Origin of the sequence: Rhodovulum adriaticum (genome assembly GCF_004345735.1) — a bacterium.
Classification (GTDB): Bacteria; Pseudomonadota; Alphaproteobacteria; order Rhodobacterales; family Rhodobacteraceae; genus Rhodovulum; species Rhodovulum adriaticum.
In genome coordinates, this window is record NZ_SLXL01000001.1 from 492,186 (window position 1) to 510,510 (window position 18,325).

The 18,325-nt window shown below is 66.8% G+C and carries 17 protein-coding genes; 9 read left to right on the plus strand and 8 right to left on the minus strand.

Translation table 11 applies throughout. The features are described from left to right. The first annotated feature begins 3 nt into the window (after positions 1-3). The 4 genes from mnmG to EV656_RS02295 are packed head-to-tail and all read left to right on the plus strand — an operon-like array spanning position 4 to position 4,203. Positions 4-1,869 (plus strand): tRNA uridine-5-carboxymethylaminomethyl(34) synthesis enzyme MnmG, encoded by a 1,866-nt coding sequence (gene mnmG / locus EV656_RS02280; protein ID WP_132599027.1) that lies wholly within the window; start codon positions 4-6, stop codon positions 1,867-1,869. Next, a complete protein-coding gene (rsmG, locus tag EV656_RS02285) occupies positions 1,866-2,474 on the plus strand; it encodes a 16S rRNA (guanine(527)-N(7))-methyltransferase RsmG (RefSeq protein WP_132599029.1) in 609 nt (202 codons plus the stop codon). Before mnmG ends, rsmG begins: the two co-directional genes overlap by 4 nt. After that, entirely contained in the window at positions 2,467-3,276 is an 810-nt protein-coding gene (locus tag EV656_RS02290; RefSeq protein WP_132599031.1) for a ParA family protein, read from the plus strand. The genes rsmG and EV656_RS02290 overlap by 8 nt, the downstream gene beginning before the upstream one ends. 12 nt (positions 3,277-3,288) lie before the next feature. Continuing rightward, a complete protein-coding gene (locus tag EV656_RS02295) occupies positions 3,289-4,203 on the plus strand; it encodes a ParB/RepB/Spo0J family partition protein (RefSeq protein WP_132599033.1) in 915 nt (304 codons plus the stop codon). Positions 4,204-4,209: 6 nt separating this feature from the next. Here the strand turns inward: EV656_RS02295 and hemW are convergent, their stop codons facing one another. From hemW to rph, 3 genes are read right to left on the minus strand one after another with little or no spacing between them, the layout of a single operon-like run. Continuing rightward, complete coding sequence (gene hemW, locus EV656_RS02300; RefSeq protein WP_132599035.1) at positions 4,210-5,373, minus strand: radical SAM family heme chaperone HemW; 1,164 nt, start codon at positions 5,371-5,373, stop codon at positions 4,210-4,212. Next, positions 5,363-5,971, minus strand: a complete 609-nt coding sequence (rdgB, locus tag EV656_RS02305; protein WP_132599037.1) for an RdgB/HAM1 family non-canonical purine NTP pyrophosphatase — start codon at positions 5,969-5,971, stop codon at positions 5,363-5,365. Before rdgB ends, hemW begins: the two co-directional genes overlap by 11 nt. Before the next feature lie 4 nt (positions 5,972-5,975). Continuing rightward, on the minus strand, positions 5,976-6,692 hold the full coding sequence (rph, locus tag EV656_RS02310) for a ribonuclease PH (protein WP_132599039.1): 717 nt from the start codon (positions 6,690-6,692) through the stop codon (positions 5,976-5,978). 152 nt (positions 6,693-6,844) lie between these two features. Here rph and hrcA point away from each other — a divergent pair, with 152 nt between their 5' ends. Together hrcA and EV656_RS02320 are read left to right on the plus strand one after the other, a co-directional pair. Beyond that, positions 6,845-7,885, plus strand: a complete 1,041-nt coding sequence (gene hrcA, locus EV656_RS02315; protein WP_207287052.1) for a heat-inducible transcriptional repressor HrcA — start codon at positions 6,845-6,847, stop codon at positions 7,883-7,885. Between the two features lie 3 nt (positions 7,886-7,888). Continuing rightward, a complete protein-coding gene (locus EV656_RS02320; RefSeq protein WP_132599043.1) occupies positions 7,889-8,449 on the plus strand; it encodes a nucleotide exchange factor GrpE in 561 nt (186 codons plus the stop codon). Here the strand turns inward: EV656_RS02320 and mutS are convergent. Further along, positions 8,446-11,082: a DNA mismatch repair protein MutS gene (gene mutS, locus EV656_RS02325; protein WP_132599481.1), complete on the minus strand. Its 2,637-nt coding sequence runs from the start codon at positions 11,080-11,082 to the stop codon at positions 8,446-8,448. The two genes, EV656_RS02320 and mutS, sit on opposite strands and share 4 nt — an antisense overlap. Before the next feature lie 166 nt (positions 11,083-11,248). Here mutS and EV656_RS02330 point away from each other — a divergent pair, with 166 nt between their 5' ends. Then, complete coding sequence (locus EV656_RS02330; protein WP_132599045.1) at positions 11,249-13,507, plus strand: NADP-dependent malic enzyme; 2,259 nt, start codon at positions 11,249-11,251, stop codon at positions 13,505-13,507. Positions 13,508-13,513: 6 nt separating this feature from the next. Here EV656_RS02330 and EV656_RS02335 read toward each other — a convergent pair whose 3' ends face one another. The 4 genes from EV656_RS02335 to tsaD are packed head-to-tail and all read right to left on the minus strand — an operon-like array spanning position 13,514 to position 16,251. Beyond that, entirely contained in the window at positions 13,514-13,927 is a 414-nt protein-coding gene (locus tag EV656_RS02335) for an EVE domain-containing protein (protein WP_132599047.1), read from the minus strand. Further along, entirely contained in the window at positions 13,927-14,202 is a 276-nt protein-coding gene (locus tag EV656_RS02340; RefSeq protein WP_132599049.1) for a YciI family protein, read from the minus strand. Before EV656_RS02340 ends, EV656_RS02335 begins: the two co-directional genes overlap by 1 nt. Before the next feature lies 1 nt (position 14,203). Next, positions 14,204-15,169, minus strand: coding sequence for an NAD(P)H-dependent glycerol-3-phosphate dehydrogenase (locus EV656_RS02345; RefSeq protein WP_132599051.1), 966 nt, complete (start codon positions 15,167-15,169; stop codon positions 14,204-14,206). After that, positions 15,166-16,251, minus strand: coding sequence for a tRNA (adenosine(37)-N6)-threonylcarbamoyltransferase complex transferase subunit TsaD (tsaD, locus tag EV656_RS02350; RefSeq protein ID WP_132599053.1), 1,086 nt, complete (start codon positions 16,249-16,251; stop codon positions 15,166-15,168). Before tsaD ends, EV656_RS02345 begins: the two co-directional genes overlap by 4 nt. A gap of 75 nt (positions 16,252-16,326) precedes the next feature. Between tsaD and EV656_RS02355 the strand changes: the two genes are divergently transcribed. Together EV656_RS02355 and EV656_RS02360 are read left to right on the plus strand one after the other, a co-directional pair. Continuing rightward, positions 16,327-17,049, plus strand: coding sequence for a uroporphyrinogen-III synthase (locus tag EV656_RS02355; protein WP_132599055.1), 723 nt, complete (start codon positions 16,327-16,329; stop codon positions 17,047-17,049). A gap of 82 nt (positions 17,050-17,131) precedes the next feature. Continuing rightward, positions 17,132-18,313: a COG4223 family protein gene (locus tag EV656_RS02360; RefSeq protein WP_132599057.1), complete on the plus strand. Its 1,182-nt coding sequence runs from the start codon at positions 17,132-17,134 to the stop codon at positions 18,311-18,313. The last annotated feature ends 12 nt before the right edge of the window (positions 18,314-18,325 follow it).

Here is an 18,325-nt window from a genome sequence, read left to right on the forward strand (position 1 = left end):
CACGTGGAACATCGCACCTTTGATGTCGTTGTCGTGGGGGGCGGCCATGCTGGGGCTGAGGCCGCCCACGCCGCCGCACGCATGGGGGCGCGCACCGCGCTGGTAACCCTGCGGCACGGCGATATCGGCGTGATGTCCTGTAATCCGGCGATTGGCGGGCTGGGCAAGGGCCATCTGGTCCGCGAAATCGACGCACTGGATGGCGTGATGGGGCAGGCGGCGGATCGTGCGGGCATCCAGTTCCGCCTGCTGAACCGGCGCAAGGGACCAGCCGTGCAAGGCCCGCGCGCCCAGGCCGATCGCAAACTTTACGCCCAAGCGATGCAGGATTTCATGGCCGATGCGCCGAACCTACAGGTCATCGAGGGCGAGGTTGCCGATCTGATCGACGAGGGCGGGCGCATTGCCGGGGTGGCTCTGGCCGACGGTACGCAAATTGCCGCCTGCGCCGTGATCCTGACGACCGGCACCTTCTTGAACGGGGTCATTCATATCGGTGATCGCCAGATCGCGGGCGGGCGCATGGGTGACCGTCCATCGATTCGCCTGGCGGATCGCATCCGCGACTTCGCCCTGCCGCTGGGGCGCCTGAAAACCGGCACGCCGCCGCGCCTGGACGGGCGGACCATCGACTGGGATCGGCTGGAGGATCAGCCCGGCGACGATGATCCGGTGCTGTTTTCGTTCCTGTCCAAGGGGGTGTTCGTTCGACAGGTGGCCTGCGGGATCACCCACACCAACCCCCGCACCCATGCGATCATCCGCGAAAACCTGGATCGCTCTGCCATGTATGGCGGCCATATAGAGGGCGTCGGCCCGCGCTATTGCCCCTCGATCGAGGACAAGATCGTGCGGTTCGCCGACAAGGAGTCCCACCAGATTTTCCTGGAACCCGAGGGGCTGGACGATCCGACTGTCTATCCCAACGGTATTTCGACCTCTCTGCCCGAAGAGGTGCAACAGGCCTATGTGCAGTCCATCGTCGGGTTGGAACAGGTGAAAATCCTGCAACCGGGCTATGCCATCGAATACGACTATATCGATCCGCGCGCGCTGTCGGCCACGCTGGAACTGCGCGATGTCCCGGGCCTGTGGCTGGCCGGGCAGATCAACGGCACCACAGGTTATGAAGAGGCCGCGGCCCAGGGTCTGGTGGCCGGGCTGAACGCGGCCCGGCACGCGGCGGGGCAGGGGCCCGTGACCTTTGGCCGGACCGACAGCTATATCGGCGTGATGATCGACGATCTGGTGACGCGGGGCGTTTCGGAACCCTATCGCATGTTCACCTCGCGCGCAGAATTCCGCCTGTCGCTGCGGGCGGACAACGCGGACCAGCGGCTGACGCCCAAGGGAATCGAACTGGGCTGCGTGGGCGAAACCCGGCGGACCGTGTTCGAGGACAAGATGTCGCGAATCGCCGCGGGCCGCGCGCGGCTGGAGGCGCTGTCACTAACCCCGCGCCAGATCGCAGGGGCGGGGATTCGCGTCAGCGCCGACGGCAACCGCCGAACCGGAATGGATGTGCTGGCCTTTCCCGATGTGGGCTTTGCCGATCTGCTGGCGCTGGACCCAGAGCTTGCCCAGGTCGATCCAGAGGCGCGCGCCCAGATCGAACGGGACGCGCTTTATGCGAACTACATCAAGCGGCAGGAACAGGATGTCGCCGCCATGCGCCGGGATGAGGCGCAGGTTCTGCCCGCGGACTTCCCCTATGACCGGATCGAGGGGCTGTCGAACGAGCTAAAGGCCAAGCTGACCGCCGCCCGCCCCGAAACGCTGGCCCAGGCGGGGCGCATTGATGGGATGACACCGGCGGCCCTGACCCTGATCCTGGCGCGCCTGCGCCAGATGGAGCGGCGGACCGCATGACCGTCACGCGCGATGTTCCACGTGAAACATCCGAAAGGCTGTCCGCCTACGCGGCGCTGCTGCGCAAATGGAACCCGGCGATCAACCTGGTGTCGCGCAGCACGCTGAAGGATCTGGAAACCCGGCATATCGCCGATTCGGCCCAACTGTTCGACCTGGCCCCGAAAAATGCAGCACATTGGGTGGATCTGGGCAGCGGCGGCGGTTTTCCCGGTCTGGTGATTGCGATCCTGGCCGCAGACGCAGCCCCGCAGATGCGCGTGACCCTGATCGAGAGCGATCTGCGCAAGGCAACGTTCCTGCGCACGGCGGCGCGCGAACTGGGATTGGAAAACACCAATGTCCTGAGCCAGCGAATCGAGGCCGCGCCACCGCAGGGCGCGGATGTGTTGTCGGCGCGCGCGCTGGCGCCGTTGACCGACCTGTTGTCCTTTGCAACCCGCCATCTGGCGCCTGATGGCGTTGCCCTGTTCCCCAAGGGCGCGCGCCATGATCAGGAACTGGAGGCAGCGCTTGCAACCTGGCGGTTCACGGTCCAGAAAATCCCCAGCACGACAGATCCCCAGGCCGTCATCCTGCAAATCGGAGGCATAGCCCGTGTCTGATCCCACTCGCCCCGCCGGGCCAAAGATTGTCGCCATCGCCAACCAAAAGGGGGGCGTGGGGAAAACCACCACCGCGATCAACCTTGCTGCCGCCCTGGTCGAAGAGGGCCGGCGCGTGCTGATCGTCGATATCGACCCGCAGGGCAATGCCTCGACCGGGTTGGGGATCGAGGCAGAGCAGCGCACCCACACGACCTATGACCTGTTGCTGGAGGATGCGCCGCTGCAAGAAGTGATTCGCCCCACCTCGATCGACGGCCTGCTGATCGCGCCCGCGACAACGGATCTGAGTTCCGCAGATATCGAAATGGTCTCGACCGAAAAGCGCAGTTTCCTGTTGCACGATGCGCTGCGGCAACCGGCGATCGACGATTACAAGCTGGATTATGTCCTGATCGATTGCCCCCCGGCCCTGGGGCTGCTGACGGTCAACGCCATGGTCGCCGCGCATTCCGTGCTGGTCCCCCTGCAAAGCGAGTTTTTCGCGCTGGAGGGGCTGTCGCAGCTGATGCTGACGGTGCGCGAATTGCGGCAGAGCGCCAATCCGGGCCTGCGGATCGAGGGCGTGGTCCTGACCATGGCGGATCGCCGCAACAACCTGTCGCAACAGGTCGAAAACGATGCGCGGGCCTATCTGGGCGATCTGGTGTTCCAGACCGTGATTCCCCGCAACGTGCGCCTGTCCGAGGCGCCCTCTTTCGCGATGCCGGTCCTGGAATACGATCCCGCGTCCAAGGGGTCACAGGCCTATCGCGCCCTGGCGCGCGAGATGCTGCAATCCAAGGTTCCTGCGACGGCGTAAGAAGGGCAGAACATGGCAAGCAAGAAACCGGAAAAACGCGGTCTGGGGCGGGGTCTGTCCGCGCTGATGGCAGATGTGAACCTGACGCCCGAGGATACCGCTGGCACCGTCACCGCGCCTGCGCGCGCGGATCAGGTGGTTGCACTGGACCAACTGGAACCCAACCCCGACCAGCCCCGCCGCCAGTTTTCCGAAGAGGCGCTGAAGGAACTGGCCGATTCGATCCGGGCCAAGGGTGTGATCCAACCGCTGATTGTCCGCCCCAGCCCGCGAAACCAGGGCCGGTATGAAATCGTCGCGGGCGAACGTCGCTGGCGTGCCGCGCAGATGGCCCAACGGCACGAGGTGCCCATCCTTGTGCGCAGCCTCGACGATACCGAGGTGCTGGAAATCGCCATCATTGAAAATATCCAGCGGGCCGATCTGAACCCGGTGGAAGAGGCGATGGGCTATCGCCAGTTGATGGATCGATTCGGCCATACTCAGGAAAAACTGGCAGAGGCCTTGGGCAAGAGCCGCAGCCATGTGGCGAACCTGTTGCGGCTGTTGCAATTGCCGGACGAGGTGCAGGCCTATCTGCGGGATGGACAGCTGAGCATGGGCCACGCCCGCGCATTGGTCAGCACCGAGGATCCCGCCGCGCTGGCCCGCAGGGTGATCCAGGGCGGGCTGTCCGTGCGCGAAACCGAGAAGCTGGCCAAGGCCGGGACGGACGCCGAAAAACCTGCGCCGCGCCGCAAGACCCCGCAAAAGGATGCCGATACCCGCGCGTTGGAACAGGATCTGTCCGCAAGCCTGGGTATGGGCGTGTCGATTGAGCACAGCACGGACGGATCGGGCCGGGTGGTCATCGCCTACAAGGATCTGGACGCCCTGGACCGCCTGTGCGGGGTGCTGGGAAATACACCGTCCGGCAGTTTCGATTGACCGGGTTCAATCGGGCAGCAACTCTCGCAGAATGGCGTTCAGCAGGCTGCGGCCCCTTGCGGTTGCGCGCAGGGTATCGCCGTCGGTTTCAAGCAACCCTAAACCCTGCAAGCCATTGATTTTATTTGGTTCTATAGGATCGCCAGTAATCCCGCGATAGCGAGAGAGCGATACACCCTCTGCCAGACGCAGGCCCATCAGCAGGTATTCGACCCCGTGGTCGGCGGCACTCAGGGCGTTGCGGGTGGACTCTCCACTCCCCGTTTGTGTGACGCGGGTCAGCCATTGGGCCGGTGCCAGTGGCGTGTCGGTGGCCCATCGGGTGCCGTTCAGGGTCAACCGCCCATGGGCGCCGGGGCCGATGCCCGCGTAATCGCCGGACCGCCAATAGACCAGATTGTGCCGGGATTCCGCGCCGGGGCGCGCGTGGTTCGACACCTCGTAGGGGGGCAGGCCGGCGGATTCGCAAATCTCTTGCGTCGCGGCGTACAGATCGGCGCCCAGATCGTCGTTAGGCAGGCCGCGCAGACCCCCGCGCGCCAGCCGGTCGCCAAAGGCGGTGCCCGGTTCGATCGTCAATTGATACAGCGACAGGTGATCCACGGCCATGGCCAGCGCCTGGCCCAATTCCGCGCGCCAGGCATCCATCGATTGATCCTGCCGGGCGTAGATCAGGTCGAAACTGACCCGCTGAAACTGCGCGCGGGCGATGTCATAGGCGGCGCGCGCCTCGGCCGCCGTGTGCATCCGCCCCAACCGGCGCAGATCGTCATCGTTCAGCGCCTGCACCCCCAGGGAAACGCGGTTGACCCCGGCCTGTGCGTATCCGGCGAACCGTCCCGCCTCGACCGAGGTTGGGTTGGCCTCTAGCGTGACCTCCAGGTCATTGGCGCAGGGCCATGTGGCGCGGACCTCTGTCAGGATGGCATCGACCAGGTCGGGCGACATCAGGCTGGGCGTGCCGCCGCCGAAAAACACGCTGTTCAGAATGCGTGGGCCGGTTTCAGCGCCGACCCGGCGGATTTCGGACAGGTAGGCGGCCTGCCATGCGTCCATGTCGATGTCCGCCGCGACATGGCTGTTGAAATCGCAATAGGGGCATTTAGCCAGGCAAAACGGCCAATGCAGGTACAGGCCAAAGCCGCCCGCGCGCCAATCCTCAGCGGTCAAAGATCTCCACCAGCTTGGCAAAGGCGCGGGCGCGGTGGCTGATCTTGTTCTTTTCCCATCGGTCCATCTCGCCAAAGGTCACATCATATCCCTCGGGCTGAAAGATCGGGTCGAACCCGTGCCCCTGATCGCCACGCATGGGCCAGACGATGCGGCCGGGCATGCGGCCTTCGAACACCTCGTCCTGGCCGTCGGGCCAGGCCATGACAAAGGTGCAGCAAAACGCGGCGCGGCGCGGTTCGGGGGCGCTCGCAGCCTCCAGCTCGCGCCAGACGCGTTCCATCGCCATGGGAAAGTCGCGGCCATTGCCGGTTTCGGCCCAGTCGGCGGTATAGACGCCCGGTGCGCCGCCCAGGGCCTCGACCTCCAGCCCGCTGTCATCGGCCAGCGCGGGCAGGCCGGTGGCGGTGGCGGCGGCGTGGGCCTTGATCCGGGCGTTGCCGACGAAGGTGGTCTCGGTCTCGTCCGGTTCGGGCAGGTTCATGTCACCCGCGCCGACGACCGACACGCCGAAGGGCTGCAACAGATGCGCGATCTCTTCCAGTTTGCCCTTGTTATGGGTCGCCACCAGCAGCCGGTCGCCGGAAAACCGCCGCATCGCGTCAGCCCCCGACCGCGGCCTGTTGCGCGGCAACCAGTTCGCCCACGCCCTTTTCGGCCAGGTCCATCAGGGCGTTCATCTGGTCGCGGGTATAGGTGCCGCCCTCGGCGGACATCTGCACCTCGATCAGGCGGCCCGATCCTGTCATCACGAAATTGCCGTCAACGCCGGCCTCGCTGTCCTCGGGGTAATCAAGGTCCAGTACGGGTTGCCCGGCATAGATCCCGCAGGACACCGCCGCCACCGGGTCAATCAGCGGGTCAGAGGTGATCTCGCCCGCCTTCATCAGTTTGTTCACCGCCAGACGCAGCGCGACCCAGCCGCCGGTGATGGACGCACAGCGCGTGCCACCATCGGCCTGAATCACGTCGCAATCGACAGTGATCTGACGTTCGCCCAGGGCCACGCGATCCACGCCCGCGCGCAGGCTGCGCCCGATCAGGCGCTGAATTTCCACGGTGCGGCCGCCCTGCTTGCCGGCGGTTGCCTCGCGCCGCATGCGGGTTGTGGTGGCGCGCGGCAGCATGCCGTATTCGGCGGTGACCCATCCCAGGCCCGAGTTTTTCAGGAACGGCGGCACGCGCGGTTCCAGCGAGGCGGTGCACAGAACATGGGTATCGCCGATGCGGATCATGCACGATCCTTCGGCATGTTTGGTCACGCCGGTTTCAATTGAAACCTTGCGCATTTCGCTTACATCACGTCCAGAGGGGCGCATGGGATTTCCTTTCTGCGGCTTGGCGCTTTGCTCACATGACGGGCGCGCCGATGCAACCCCGATTGACCTGCGGAAATCCTGGCCTTTAACTGCCCCGCGCCCCGTGGTGGAGAGCGAGCGACGTGAACGAGAGTTCGAAGATCCTCGAAGAGATGAACGACCGGAGCCGAGAGGTCTTTCGCCGGGTGGTGGAGGGCTATCTTGCCTCTGGCGATCCGGTGGGGTCGCGCACGCTGACGCGGTCGATGTCCGAAAAGGTCAGCGCCGCGACGATCCGCAACGTGATGCAGGATCTGGAGTTTCTGGGCCTGCTGGACAGTCCGCATGTTTCCGCCGGGCGGGTGCCGACGCAGCTGGGACTGCGGATGTTCGTCGATGGCCTGCTGGAAGTGCAGGAACTGGAAATCGAGGATCGGGAAAAGATCGACGCGACCCTGGGCAGCAATGCCGGCGATGTCGGGTCGATGCTGGACCGGATCGGCGCGGCCCTGTCGGGCGTAACCCACGGCGCCAGCCTGGTCCTGGCGCCCAAGCACGAGGCCCCGATCAAGCATATCGATTTTGTCAGCCTCAGCCACGACCGGGCGCTGGCGGTTCTGGTCTTTGCCGATGGGCACCTTGAAAACCGCGTGTTCCGGCCCGCGCCGGGTCAGACGCCGTCATCCATGCGGGAGGCGGCGAATTTCCTGAATGCCCTGGCAGAGGGCCGCACCCTCAGCGAACTGCGCGAGGTGATGAGCCACGAGATCACCCGCCGCCGCCAGGAACTGGACGAGCTGGCCCGAACGATGGTGCAGGCGGGCATCGCCGCCTGGGAAAACGAGGGCGAGGCGCCCGCCCGGCTGATCGTGCGGGGACGGGCGAATCTGCTGGAGGACAGCGCCGAGGCCGAGGAACTGGACCGCATCCGAACCCTGTTCGACGACCTGGAACGCAAGCGCGATATCGTCGATTTCCTGGAACGCGCCGAGGAAGGCGAGGGCGTGCGCATTTTCATCGGGTCGGAGAACAAGCTTTTTTCACTTTCGGGTTCCTCTCTGGTCGTCTCTCCTTATATGAACGCGGACCGTAAGATCATCGGCGCCGTAGGCGTGATCGGCCCGACGCGGCTGAATTACGGGCGGATCGTGCCGATCGTGGATTACACGGCGCAGGTGGTTGGCAAACTCATTTCTGACCGGGGCAAGGGATAAACCATGGCGGAAGCTGACAAGAAAGAGATCGAGATCGAGACCCCCGAAGAGGCGCTTGCCGAGGATCCGGCCGCGGCGCAGCCTGAAACCCCGCCCGAGGATGTCGACGCCCTGCGTGCCGAGCGGGACGAACTGCGCGACCGCTTCATGCGGGCGCTGGCCGATGCCGAAAACGCCCGCAAGCGCAGCGAACGCGACCGGCGCGAGGCCGAGAACTACGGCGGGTCCAAGCTGGCCCGGGACATCCTGCCCGTCTACGACAACCTTGCGCGCGCGCTGGAAATCGTGACCGACGAACAGCGCGAGGCGAACAAGGCGTTTCTGGAAGGGGTGGAACTGACCCTGCGCGAATTGCTGAACGTGTTTTCCAAGCACGGGATCGAACGCATCGCGCCCGAGGTCGGCGACCCGTTCGACCCGCAGCACCACCAGGCGATGTTCGAGGCCCCGGTGCCCGACACCAAGGCGGGCGATATCATCCAGGTGATGGCCGTGGGCTTCATGCTGCATGACCGGCTGTTGCGGCCCGCGCAGGTGGGCGTGTCGTCCACGCCCGCGTCCTAATCCGCGCGGCTCAGCGCCTTCAGTTCGTACAGCAGGTCCAGCGCCTGTTTCGGTGACAGCTCGTCGGGGTGAATCCCGGCGAGCTTTTCTTCGGCCGGTGAGGGGCCAGCCGGTGTGGGGGCAGGGGCCGGCGCCGCCTCTGTCGCGGCGGAAAACAGCGGCAGATCGTCGATCAGGGTCTTTTGCGGGCGCCCGCCCTCGCGCTCGCCCTTTTCCAGGGCTTCCAGCACGACCCGCGCCCGTTCCACGACGGATGCGGGCAGCCCGGCCAGCCGCGCCACCTGCACTCCGTAGGATCGGTCGGCCGCGCCCTTGCGCACCTCGTGCAGGAAGATCACCTCGCCCTGCCATTCCTTGACCGCGACGGTGGCGTTTTCCACGCCTGCCAGTTTATGGGCCAGTGCCGTCATCTCATGGTAATGGGTGGCGAACAGCGCCCGGCAGCGGTTCACGTCGTGCAGATGTTCCAGCGTGGCCCAGGCGATCGACAGCCCGTCATAGGTCGCCGTGCCGCGCCCGATTTCATCCAGGATCACCAGCGCGCGGTCATCGGCCTGGTTCAGGATCGCGGCGGTTTCCACCATTTCCACCATAAAGGTGGACCGCCCCCGCGCCAGATCGTCAGACGCGCCCACCCGGCTGAACAGTTGCGACACCAGTCCGATCTGGGCGCGGGCTGCGGGCACGAAACTGCCCGCCTGGGCCAGCAGGGCGATCAACGCGTTCTGCCGCAGGAAGGTGGATTTCCCGGCCATGTTCGGCCCGGTCAGCAGCCAGATCGCGGCACTCTCCGCCCCGCTGGACAGGTCGCAATCATTGGCGACAAAGGGTCCGGTGCCCTGCGCGCGCAAGCTGGCCTCGACCACCGGGTGGCGGCCGCCCTGGATGGCAAAGGCGCGGCTGTCATCCACCTGCGGTTCGCACCAGTCGGCCTCGCGCGCCAGATCGGCCAGCGCGGCGGACAGGTCGATTTCCGCCAGCGCGGCGGCGGCCTGCCCGATGGGGCCAGCGCGGTCCAGAACGGCCGCGCGCAGGCGTTCGAACAGGTGCTTTTCGATTTCCAGCGCGCGGTTGCCCGCGTTCAGGATGCGAGTTTCCAGATCGGACAGTTCCACCGTGGTGAAGCGCAGGGCGTTTGCCGTGGTCTGCCGGTGGATGAAGGTTTCCGACAGCGGCGGCGACAGCATCTTGTCCGCGTGGGTGGCGGTGACCTCGATGAAATAGCCCAGCACGTTGTTGTGCTTGATCTTCAGCGAGGAAATCCCGGTCTGCGCCGAAAACTCTGCCTGCATTCCAGCGATCACGCAGCGCCCCTCGTCGCGCAGGGTGCGGGCCTCGTCCAGATCGGCATCGAACCCCGGCGCGATCACGCCCCCGTCGCGCAGCATCAGTGGCGGTTCGGCCACCAGCGCCTGATCCAGCAGGTCCAGCATGTCGTCATGGCCGGTCAGCGCGGCGCGGGCCGTGGCGATCCCGTCAGGCAGGTCGTCGCGGGCCAGCAGATCGGCCAGCGCCCCGGCCTGGGTCAGCCCGCCGCGGATCGCCGCCAGATCGCGCGGGCCGCCCCGGTCCAGCGACAGACGCGACAGGGCCCGGTCCATGTCGGGGCATTTGCGCAACGCACCGCGCAACGCATCACACAGCGCGCCATCGTCCACCAGCGCACGCACCGCGGCCAGCCGTTCCCGGATCGTGGCCAGATCGCGCGAGGGGCTGGAAATCCGCCGTTCCAGCAGACGCGCGCCCGGCGCGGTCACGGTGCGGTCGATCGCGGCCAGCAGGCTGCCCGCGCGCGCGCCCGACAGGCTGGCCGTCAGTTCCAGGTTGCGCCGGGTGGCCGCGTCGATCTGGACCGTGGCGCCGGTGGATTCCCGCACGGGTGCGCGCAGCAGGGGCAGTTTGCCCTTTTGCGTGATCTCCAGGTAATCGACGATGGCGCCCATCGCCGACATCTCGGCCCGGGTGAAGGTTGCAAACCCCTCCAGCGTGTCCACCCCGAACAGGCCCGTCAGGCGCGCCTCTGCCGAGGTGCTGTCGAAACTGGCGCGTGACAGGGGCGTCAGCGCAGCGCCCGTGTCCGTGACGGTTTCGGCCCAATCGGTTTCCTGCGCCTCGGACAGCAGCACCTCACGCGGGCTTAGGCGGGCCAGTTCGGGGCCGAACCGCACAGGCGGGCAGGGCATCACGCGGAACGCGCCGGTGGAAATGTCCACCCAGGCCAGCGCGCCCTGATCGCGCACCACGCAAAATGCGGCCAGGAAATTGTGGCGCCGGGCCTCCAGCAGGGAATCCTCGGTCAGCGTGCCGGGGGTGACCAGCCGCACCACGCCGCGTTTGACCACCGTCTTGGACCCGCGCTTTTTCGCCTCGGCGGGATCTTCCAGCTGTTCGCAGACGGCCACGCGGAACCCCTTGCGGATCAGGGTCAGCAGATAGCTTTCGGCCGCGTGCACCGGCACGCCGCACATCGGGATATCCTCGCCCTGATGCTTGCCGCGTTTGGTCAGGGCGATGTCCAGCGCGGTGGCCGCCGCCACCGCGTCGTCAAAGAACATCTCGTAGAAATCGCCCATCCGGTAGAACAGCAGCGCGCCGGGATGCGCCTGCTTGATCTCCAGGTATTGCGCCATCATCGGTGTGACGGATCCGCTGGTCCCGCTCACGCCTTGCCCCCCTGTTTTTTGGTCCGGCGACCTTACAAACCGCGCCGGTTGGCGAAAAGCGACAATTCCCAATTCTGTTGAGGCTTGCGCCCCCGCCGGTTATGACGCGAACAAGCATCAGGAGAACACCCGCGACATGGCCGACAATTCGAAGATCACCCCCGAAGAGGCGCTGAGCTATCACATCGACCCGGTTCCGGGGAAATACGAGATCGTCGCGACCAAGCCGATGACCACGCAGCGCGACCTGAGCCTGGCCTATTCGCCCGGTGTCGCCGTTCCGGTCGAGGCCATCGCCGATACGCCCGAGGCCGCCTATGACTATACCACCAAGGGCAACATGGTGGCGGTGGTGTCCAACGGCACCGCGATCCTGGGGCTGGGCAACCTGGGCGCGCTGGCCTCCAAGCCGGTGATGGAGGGCAAGTCGGTCCTGTTCAAACGCTTCGCGGACGTGAACGCCGTCGATATCGAGCTGGACACCGAAGACCCCGAAGAGATCATCAAGGCGGTGCGCCTGATGGGGCCGACCTTTGGCGGTGTGAACCTTGAGGACATCAAGGCCCCGGAATGTTTCATCATCGAGCAGCGGCTCAAGGAAGAGATGGACATTCCCGTCTTTCACGACGACCAGCACGGGACGGCGGTGATCTGCGCGGCGGGTCTGATCAACGCGCTGCATATTTCCGGCAAGAAGATCGAGGATTGCAAGATCGTGCTGAACGGCGCGGGGGCCGCCGGGATCGCCTGTCTGGAGCTGATCAAGGCGATGGGCGCCAAGCACGACAACTGCATCGCCTGCGATTCCAAGGGCGTGATCTACCAGGGCCGCACCGAGGGGATGAACCAGTGGAAATCGGCCCACGCCGCCCAGACCGATGCCCGTACGCTGGAGGACGCGATGAAGGGCGCCGATGTGTTCCTGGGCGTGTCGGTCAAGGGCGCGGTCACCCCGGAAATGGTGGCCAGCATGGGCGACAATCCGGTGATCTTCGCCATGGCGAACCCCGACCCCGAGATTACGCCCGAAGAGGCCCACGCCGTGCGTGCGGACGCAATCGTGGCGACGGGGCGCAGCGACTATCCCAACCAGGTGAACAACGTTCTGGGCTTTCCCTACCTCTTCCGCGGGGCGCTGGACATCCACGCCCGCGCCATCAACGACGAGATGAAAATCGCCTGCGCCGAGGCCCTGGCCGAACTGGCCCGCGAGGATGTGCCGGATGAGGTCGCGATGGCCTACGGCAAAAAGCTGGCCTTTGGCCGCGATTACATCATCCCCACACCGTTCGACCCGCGGCTGATCTACACCATCCCGCCTGCGGTGGCGCGTGCGGGCATGGAAACCGGCGCCGCGCGCCGCCCCATCGTGGACATGGAGGGGTATCAGCACACGCTGAAGGCCCGGATGGACCCCACCGCATCGGTGCTGTCGGGGATCGCCGCACGCGCCAAGGCCGCGCAGGCGCGCATGATCTTTGCCGAGGGCGACGACGAACGCGTGCTGCGTGCCGCCGTCAGCTATCAGCGGGCGGGCTATGGCAAGGCGATGGTCGTGGGCCGCGAACAGGACGTTAAGGAAAAGCTGGAACAGGCTGGCCTTGGCGATGCCTTCCGCGAGCTGGAGGTGGTCAACGCCGCCAAGACCCGGCACCTGGAGGCGTACCGTTCCTTCCTTTACCAACGCTTGCAGCGCAAGGGGTTCGATGCCCATGACATCAACCGCCTGGCACAGCGGGACCGGCATGTCTTTTCCGCGTTGATGCTGGCCCATGGGCATGGCGACGCGCTGGTCACCGGGGCCACGCGCAAATCGGCCCATGTTCTGGAACTGATCAACCACGTCTTTGACGCCAAGGCACAGGACGGGGCGGTCGGCGTGACCGCGCTGCTGCACAAGGGGCGGATCGTGTTCATCGCCGACACGCTGGTCCACGAATGGCCCGAGGAAGAGGACCTGGCCAACATCGCCGAACGCGCCGCAGCGGTCGCCCGCAGCCTGGGGATCGAACCGCGCGTGGCCTTCCTGTCGTTCTCGACCTTCGGTTATCCGGTCAGCGAACGCGCCATCAAGATGCACCAGGCCTCGGCGGTGCTGGACAAGCGCGGGGCGGATTTCGAATACGACGGCGAAATGACCGTGGACGTTGCGCTGAACCCCACGGCGATGGCGAAATATCCGTTCTGCCGCCTGACGGGCCCGGCGAATATCCTGGTCGTGCCGGCGCGGCACTCGGCCTCGATCTCGGTCAAGCTGATGCAGGAAATGGCAGGCGCCACGGTGATCGGTCCGATCCTGGCGGGCGTGGATAAGCCGATCCAGATCTGCGGCACGGTGTCCACCGTGAACGACATCCTGAACATGGCGCTGCTGGCCGCCTGCGAGGTGGGATAAGGGCCGCTACAGCCCGCCCATTTCGCAGACGATGCGCCATTCCTCGTCCGTGACCGGCTGAACCGACAGGCGCGAGTTGTTGACCAGCACCATGTCGGCCAGCCGCGGCTCGGCCTTGCACATGTCCAGCGTCACGGGGTTTGGCATCGGTTCAACGGCCTTGATGTCGACGCATTCCCAGCGGGGATCGTCGGTGGTGCTGTCCGGGTGCGCCTCGGCGATCACCTCGACGATGCCGACGATCGCCTTTTCCTTGAGCGAATGGTAGAAAAAGCCGCGATCGCCCAGCTTCATCGCGCGCATGTTGTTGCGCGCCTGATAGTTGCGCACGCCGTCCCATTCCTCGCCTGCCGCGCCCTTGGCCGCCTGGTCGTCCCAGCCCCAGGTGTTGGGTTCGGATTTGAACAGCCAGTAGGCCATCAGCCGACCACCCGTTTCCACGCCTGAATGGTGACATCCTCGAACAGCCCGGCCTTGGCATAGGGGTCGTTCGCGGCCCATCCTTCGGCGGCGGCCTTGTCGGCCACGTCGATCACCACCAGCGATCCGCACATCGCGCCCGCGTCGTCCAGAAACGGCCCGGCCAGTGTGACCACGCCGGTTTCGGCGACATAGTCCAGATGCGCCTGTCGGTTGGCGGTGCGGGTGTCCAGGTGGCCGGGCTTGTCCCGGCAGATCAGGGCGTAAAGGGGCATGTCATTCCTCTTTCAATGGGCGGGACAGCAGGGTTGTTACAGCCTCGGCAATGCTGCGCTGGCCGTCAATCACCTGCGCCACGCTTTGGGTCACGGGCATGTCGATGCCGCGGGCCTGTGCGATGGCGGCGACGGCGCGGGCGGTTGCCGCCCCCTCGACCGTGATCTGGGGGTCGAAATACGCGCCTTGCCCCAATGCCGCGCCATAGCGGAAGTTGCGCGACTGGGTGCTGGTGCAGGTCAGCACCAGATCGCCAAAACCCGACAGCCCCGCCAGTGTTTCGGCCTCTGCCCCCTGCGCGCGGGCAAAGCGCTGCATTTCCGCGAAACCGCGGGTCATCAGCGCGGCGCGCGCACTGTCACCCAGGCCCGCGCCGATCACGATGCCGGCGGCGATGGCCATGATGTTCTTCAACGCGCCGCCCAGTTCGGCACCTACCGGATCGCCGCTGCGATACAGCCGCAGGGTGGGCGTGGACAGCCGTTCCTGCAACGCGGTGCCATGGTCGGGATCGACACAGGCCAGCGTCAGCGCGGTGGGCAGGCCGCGTGCGATATCGGCGGCAAAGCTGGGGCCGGTCAGCACGGCGGGAACGGCAGTCGGGCAGGCCCCGGCGATGATGGCCGTCGGGCCGCGCCCGGTGGTCATATCCACCCCCTTGCAACAGGCGACCAGCGCGCGGCCATCCAGGGTGGCGGCAGCGTCACGCAGGAACCCGGCCAGCGCCTGCATCGGCACGGACAGCAGGACCGGGTCGCAGATGCGCAGCGCATCCAGATCGGCGGTCACTGTCACGTTTTCGGGCAGGGGAACGCCGGGCAGGCGGAGGTTTTCGCGGGTTTTGACCATGTCCCGGGCCGCATCGCAGTTGCGCGCCCACAGGGTGACGGGCCGACCGGCCTGGGCCAGGGTCACGGCCAGCGCCGTGCCAAAGGCGCCCGCCCCGGCGATTGCAATCCTGCTCATGCCTTGGCTCCTTTCTTGCCGGTGCCCAGCAAGGCCGGGCTGGTGCGATCCAGTGGCCAGCGCGGGCGTGCGGCCAGGGTCATGTCGTCGCGATGGCCCAGCCGGAACCGTTCCAGCCCCGCCCAGGCGATCATCGCGGCGTTGTCGGTGCACAGCCGCAGCGGCGGCGCGACAAAGGGCAGGCCGGCCTCTGCCGCGACCTCTTGCAGCGCGGCGCGGATGCTGCGGTTGGCAGCGACCCCCCCGGCGACGGCCAGCGCGCTCAGCCCCTCGGGGGCGGCGGCGATGGCGCGCCGGGCCTTGCCCGCCAGAACGTCGCGCACGGCGGCCTGAAAGCCTGCGCACAGATCGGTGCGGTCCTGCACCGGGATGCCGCCCTTTTCGGCGATGATGCTGTCGCGGGCGCGCAGCAGGGCGGTTTTCAACCCCGAAAAGGACATGTCGCAGCCGGGCCGGTCCATCAGCGGGCGGGGGAAGGTAAACCGTTTCGCGTCGCCCTTTCCGGCCTCGGCCTCGACCGCGGGGCCGCCGGGCTGGGGCAGGGCCAGCAATTTCGCGGTCTTGTCGAACGCCTCTCCGGGGGCGTCGTCGATGGTGCCGCCCAGCCGGGTAAAATCGTCCACCCCGCGTACTGCCAGAAACTGGCAATGCCCGCCCGAGGCCAGCAGCATCAGGTAGGGAAATTCCAGCCCGTCGGTCAGTCGTGGCGTCAGCGCGTGCCCGGCCAGGTGGTTCACCCCGATCAACGGCTTGCCCGTGGCCGCGGCCAGCCCCTTGGCGCACATCACGCCCGACAGGACGCCGCCGATCAGCCCCGGCCCGGCGGTCACGGCGATTGCGTCGATCCCGGCCAGCGTCACCCCGGCCTGGCCCAACGCCTGTTCCACGCAGATGTCCAGCCGCTCGGCATGGGCGCGGGCGGCGATTTCCGGCACCACCCCGCCAAAGGCGGCGTGCAGCGCGGTTTGCCCCTGCACGACAGAGGACAGGATTTCCGGCACATCGCCGCGCGCCCGCACCACGGCGGCGCCGGTGTCGTCGCAGCTGCTTTCCAGCCCTAGGATGGTGAGGGTGTCGCCCATGGCTCTGCCGTTGCGTCGGGTCCGGCTGGCAGGTAACACCAAGCCTGTTCCCTGCACAATCCCGCGAGGCACCCCATGGCCGACCGTCTGCCCCTGCTTTTGATGACGCGCCCGCGCGCGCAATCGGATCGTTTCGTCCGGCAATTCACCGACCGCTTTGGTCCCGATTTCGCGATCGCCACCGCCCCGGTGATGGAAATCGTCCTGTATGAGGAACCGATTTCGCTGGCGGGTGTGGGCGGTGTGATGTTCACCTCTGAAAACGGGGTGGCGGGGCTGGCCCGTGTCACGCAGGATCGCAGCCCGCATGCCTATTGCGTGGGCGACCGCACCGCCAGCGCCGCGCGGGCCGAAGGGTTTTCCGCCCGCTCTGCCCACGGCACGGCCGAAGAACTGGTCAAGGTGGTTGCCGCCGACCCGCCCGGCGGGCGGCTGTTGCACCTGCGCGGCGAACATGCCCGGGGCAACATCGCCGCAGCGCTGCGCGAGCGTGGGTTCGACGCGGATGAGCGTGTGGTCTATGACCAGCGCCCGCTGGATTTCGACCCGGCGGTGAAACAGGCCGTTGCGGATGCGCCGCTGACCTATCTGCCGCTGTTTTCGCCCCGCTCGGCCGCGCTGGTGGCCAAGCAGTTGCAGGGCTGCCCCGGCAAGCTGGCCATCGTCAGCATGAGCGCCGCCGTCACCGCGGCCTGGGATGGGCCAGAGCCTGCGGCCTTCGTTCAGGCCAGTTATCCGGACGGACCGGCCATGCTGGACGGGCTGGACACGCTGATTGCCGCAGCGCACGCGCCTTGAGGCTGTGAGGCCGACTCAGTATGGTGCGCGCGGTCGCGCAAGGGTGTGACAATTTGCGTAGCGAATCGAAAGGCGGGTTCCCGTGGCGAATACCGAAGACGAAAAGATCACCGAGAGCTCTACCGATCTGCCCCAGGGCGACACCGCGGAGGAGCCCCGCGCGCAGGATGACACGCCCGGCGACGTGACCGAAGAAACCCCGGTCGAGGATGCCGAGATCGTCGAGGAAACCGCCGAAGAGGCCACCGACGAAACGCCAAAGGCCCAGCCCGAACAGGACAAGGCCAGCCACCCCGCGCCCCGGCGCAAGGGCGGGCTGCTGATGCCGCTGATCGGCGGCGTGCTGGCCGCCGGCGTGGGCTACGGCGCCGCAAACTATATCAAGCCCGAGGGCTGGCCCTTCCCCGGCACCGCCGATCCGGCCGCTGGGCAGGAACTGGCCACGCTGGCCGACCGCCTGAGCGCGCTTGAGGGCCGGGTTGCCGAACTGCCCACCGGCGCCAGCGCGGTGGAAATGCCCGACCTGTCTGGGTTCGAGGCGCGGATCGACGCGCTGGCCGAACAGGTCGCCGGGCTGGAAAGCGCGCTGGAAGAGGTGCAAATCACCGGCGGCGGGGACGAGGCCGCCGCCGCCCTGACCGCCTATCAGGAAGAGATCGAGGCGATGCGCGCCGAACTGGCCTCGCAGCGCGAGGAAAACACCCGCCTGGCCGATTCCGTGGCCGCCGTTGCCGATGAATCCGAGGCAGAGATTGCCGCCGCCATGGACCGCGCCGCCGCGGTCGAGGCGCGCGCCGCCATGATGCGGATCGATGCCGCGCTGGCCAGCGGGGCGCCCTTTGCCCCCGCGCTGGATCAGCTGGGCGATGCCGAGGTGCCTGCCGCGCTGGCCGATATCGCCGCGCAGGGCGTGCCCACCCTGGCGCAACTGCAATCCGACTATCCGCCCGCTGCCCGCGCCGCCCTGGACGCCGCCCTGGAAGAACAGGCCGATGGTGATGTCGCGAACCGGATGACGGCCTTCTTGCGCAGCCAGTTGGGCATGCGCTCGCTCAGCCCGCGCGAGGGGGACGATGCCGATGCCGTGCTGTCGCGCGCCGAGGCTGCCCTGCGTGCGGGCGATCTGGCCGCTGCCCTGGACGAACTGAACGCTCTGCCCGATGCCGCCCGCGCCGAAATGGCCGGCTGGGTCGCGGATGCAACCGCCCGGGCCGAAGCGGTTGCCGCCGCCGCGGCGCTGGAGCAGACCCTGAACAGCAACTGAGGACGCCCGGAA

What these genes read in the sequence shown, in the direction of transcription:
- mutS (WP_132599481.1), bottom strand. Translation starts at nt 11,082, where the DNA reads ATGATGGCGCAATACCTGGAGATCAAGCAGGCGCATCCCGGCGCGCTG.
- tsaD (WP_132599053.1), bottom strand. Translation starts at nt 16,251, where the DNA reads ATGGGCGACACCCTCACCATCCTAGGGCTGGAAAGCAGCTGCGACGAC.
- EV656_RS02330 (WP_132599045.1), top strand. Translation starts at nt 11,249, where the DNA reads ATGGCCGACAATTCGAAGATCACCCCCGAAGAGGCGCTGAGCTATCAC.
- rdgB (WP_132599037.1), bottom strand. Translation starts at nt 5,971, where the DNA reads ATGCGGCGGTTTTCCGGCGACCGGCTGCTGGTGGCGACCCATAACAAG.
- EV656_RS02340 (WP_132599049.1), bottom strand. Translation starts at nt 14,202, where the DNA reads ATGCCCCTTTACGCCCTGATCTGCCGGGACAAGCCCGGCCACCTGGAC.
- rph (WP_132599039.1), bottom strand. Translation starts at nt 6,692, where the DNA reads ATGCGCCCCTCTGGACGTGATGTAAGCGAAATGCGCAAGGTTTCAATT.
- EV656_RS02295 (WP_132599033.1), top strand. Translation starts at nt 3,289, where the DNA reads ATGGCAAGCAAGAAACCGGAAAAACGCGGTCTGGGGCGGGGTCTGTCC.
- EV656_RS02320 (WP_132599043.1), top strand. Translation starts at nt 7,889, where the DNA reads ATGGCGGAAGCTGACAAGAAAGAGATCGAGATCGAGACCCCCGAAGAG.
- EV656_RS02335 (WP_132599047.1), bottom strand. Translation starts at nt 13,927, where the DNA reads ATGGCCTACTGGCTGTTCAAATCCGAACCCAACACCTGGGGCTGGGAC.
- hrcA (WP_207287052.1), top strand. Translation starts at nt 6,845, where the DNA reads ATGAACGACCGGAGCCGAGAGGTCTTTCGCCGGGTGGTGGAGGGCTAT.
- rsmG (WP_132599029.1), top strand. Translation starts at nt 1,866, where the DNA reads ATGACCGTCACGCGCGATGTTCCACGTGAAACATCCGAAAGGCTGTCC.
- EV656_RS02355 (WP_132599055.1), top strand. Translation starts at nt 16,327, where the DNA reads ATGGCCGACCGTCTGCCCCTGCTTTTGATGACGCGCCCGCGCGCGCAA.
- EV656_RS02345 (WP_132599051.1), bottom strand. Translation starts at nt 15,169, where the DNA reads ATGAGCAGGATTGCAATCGCCGGGGCGGGCGCCTTTGGCACGGCGCTG.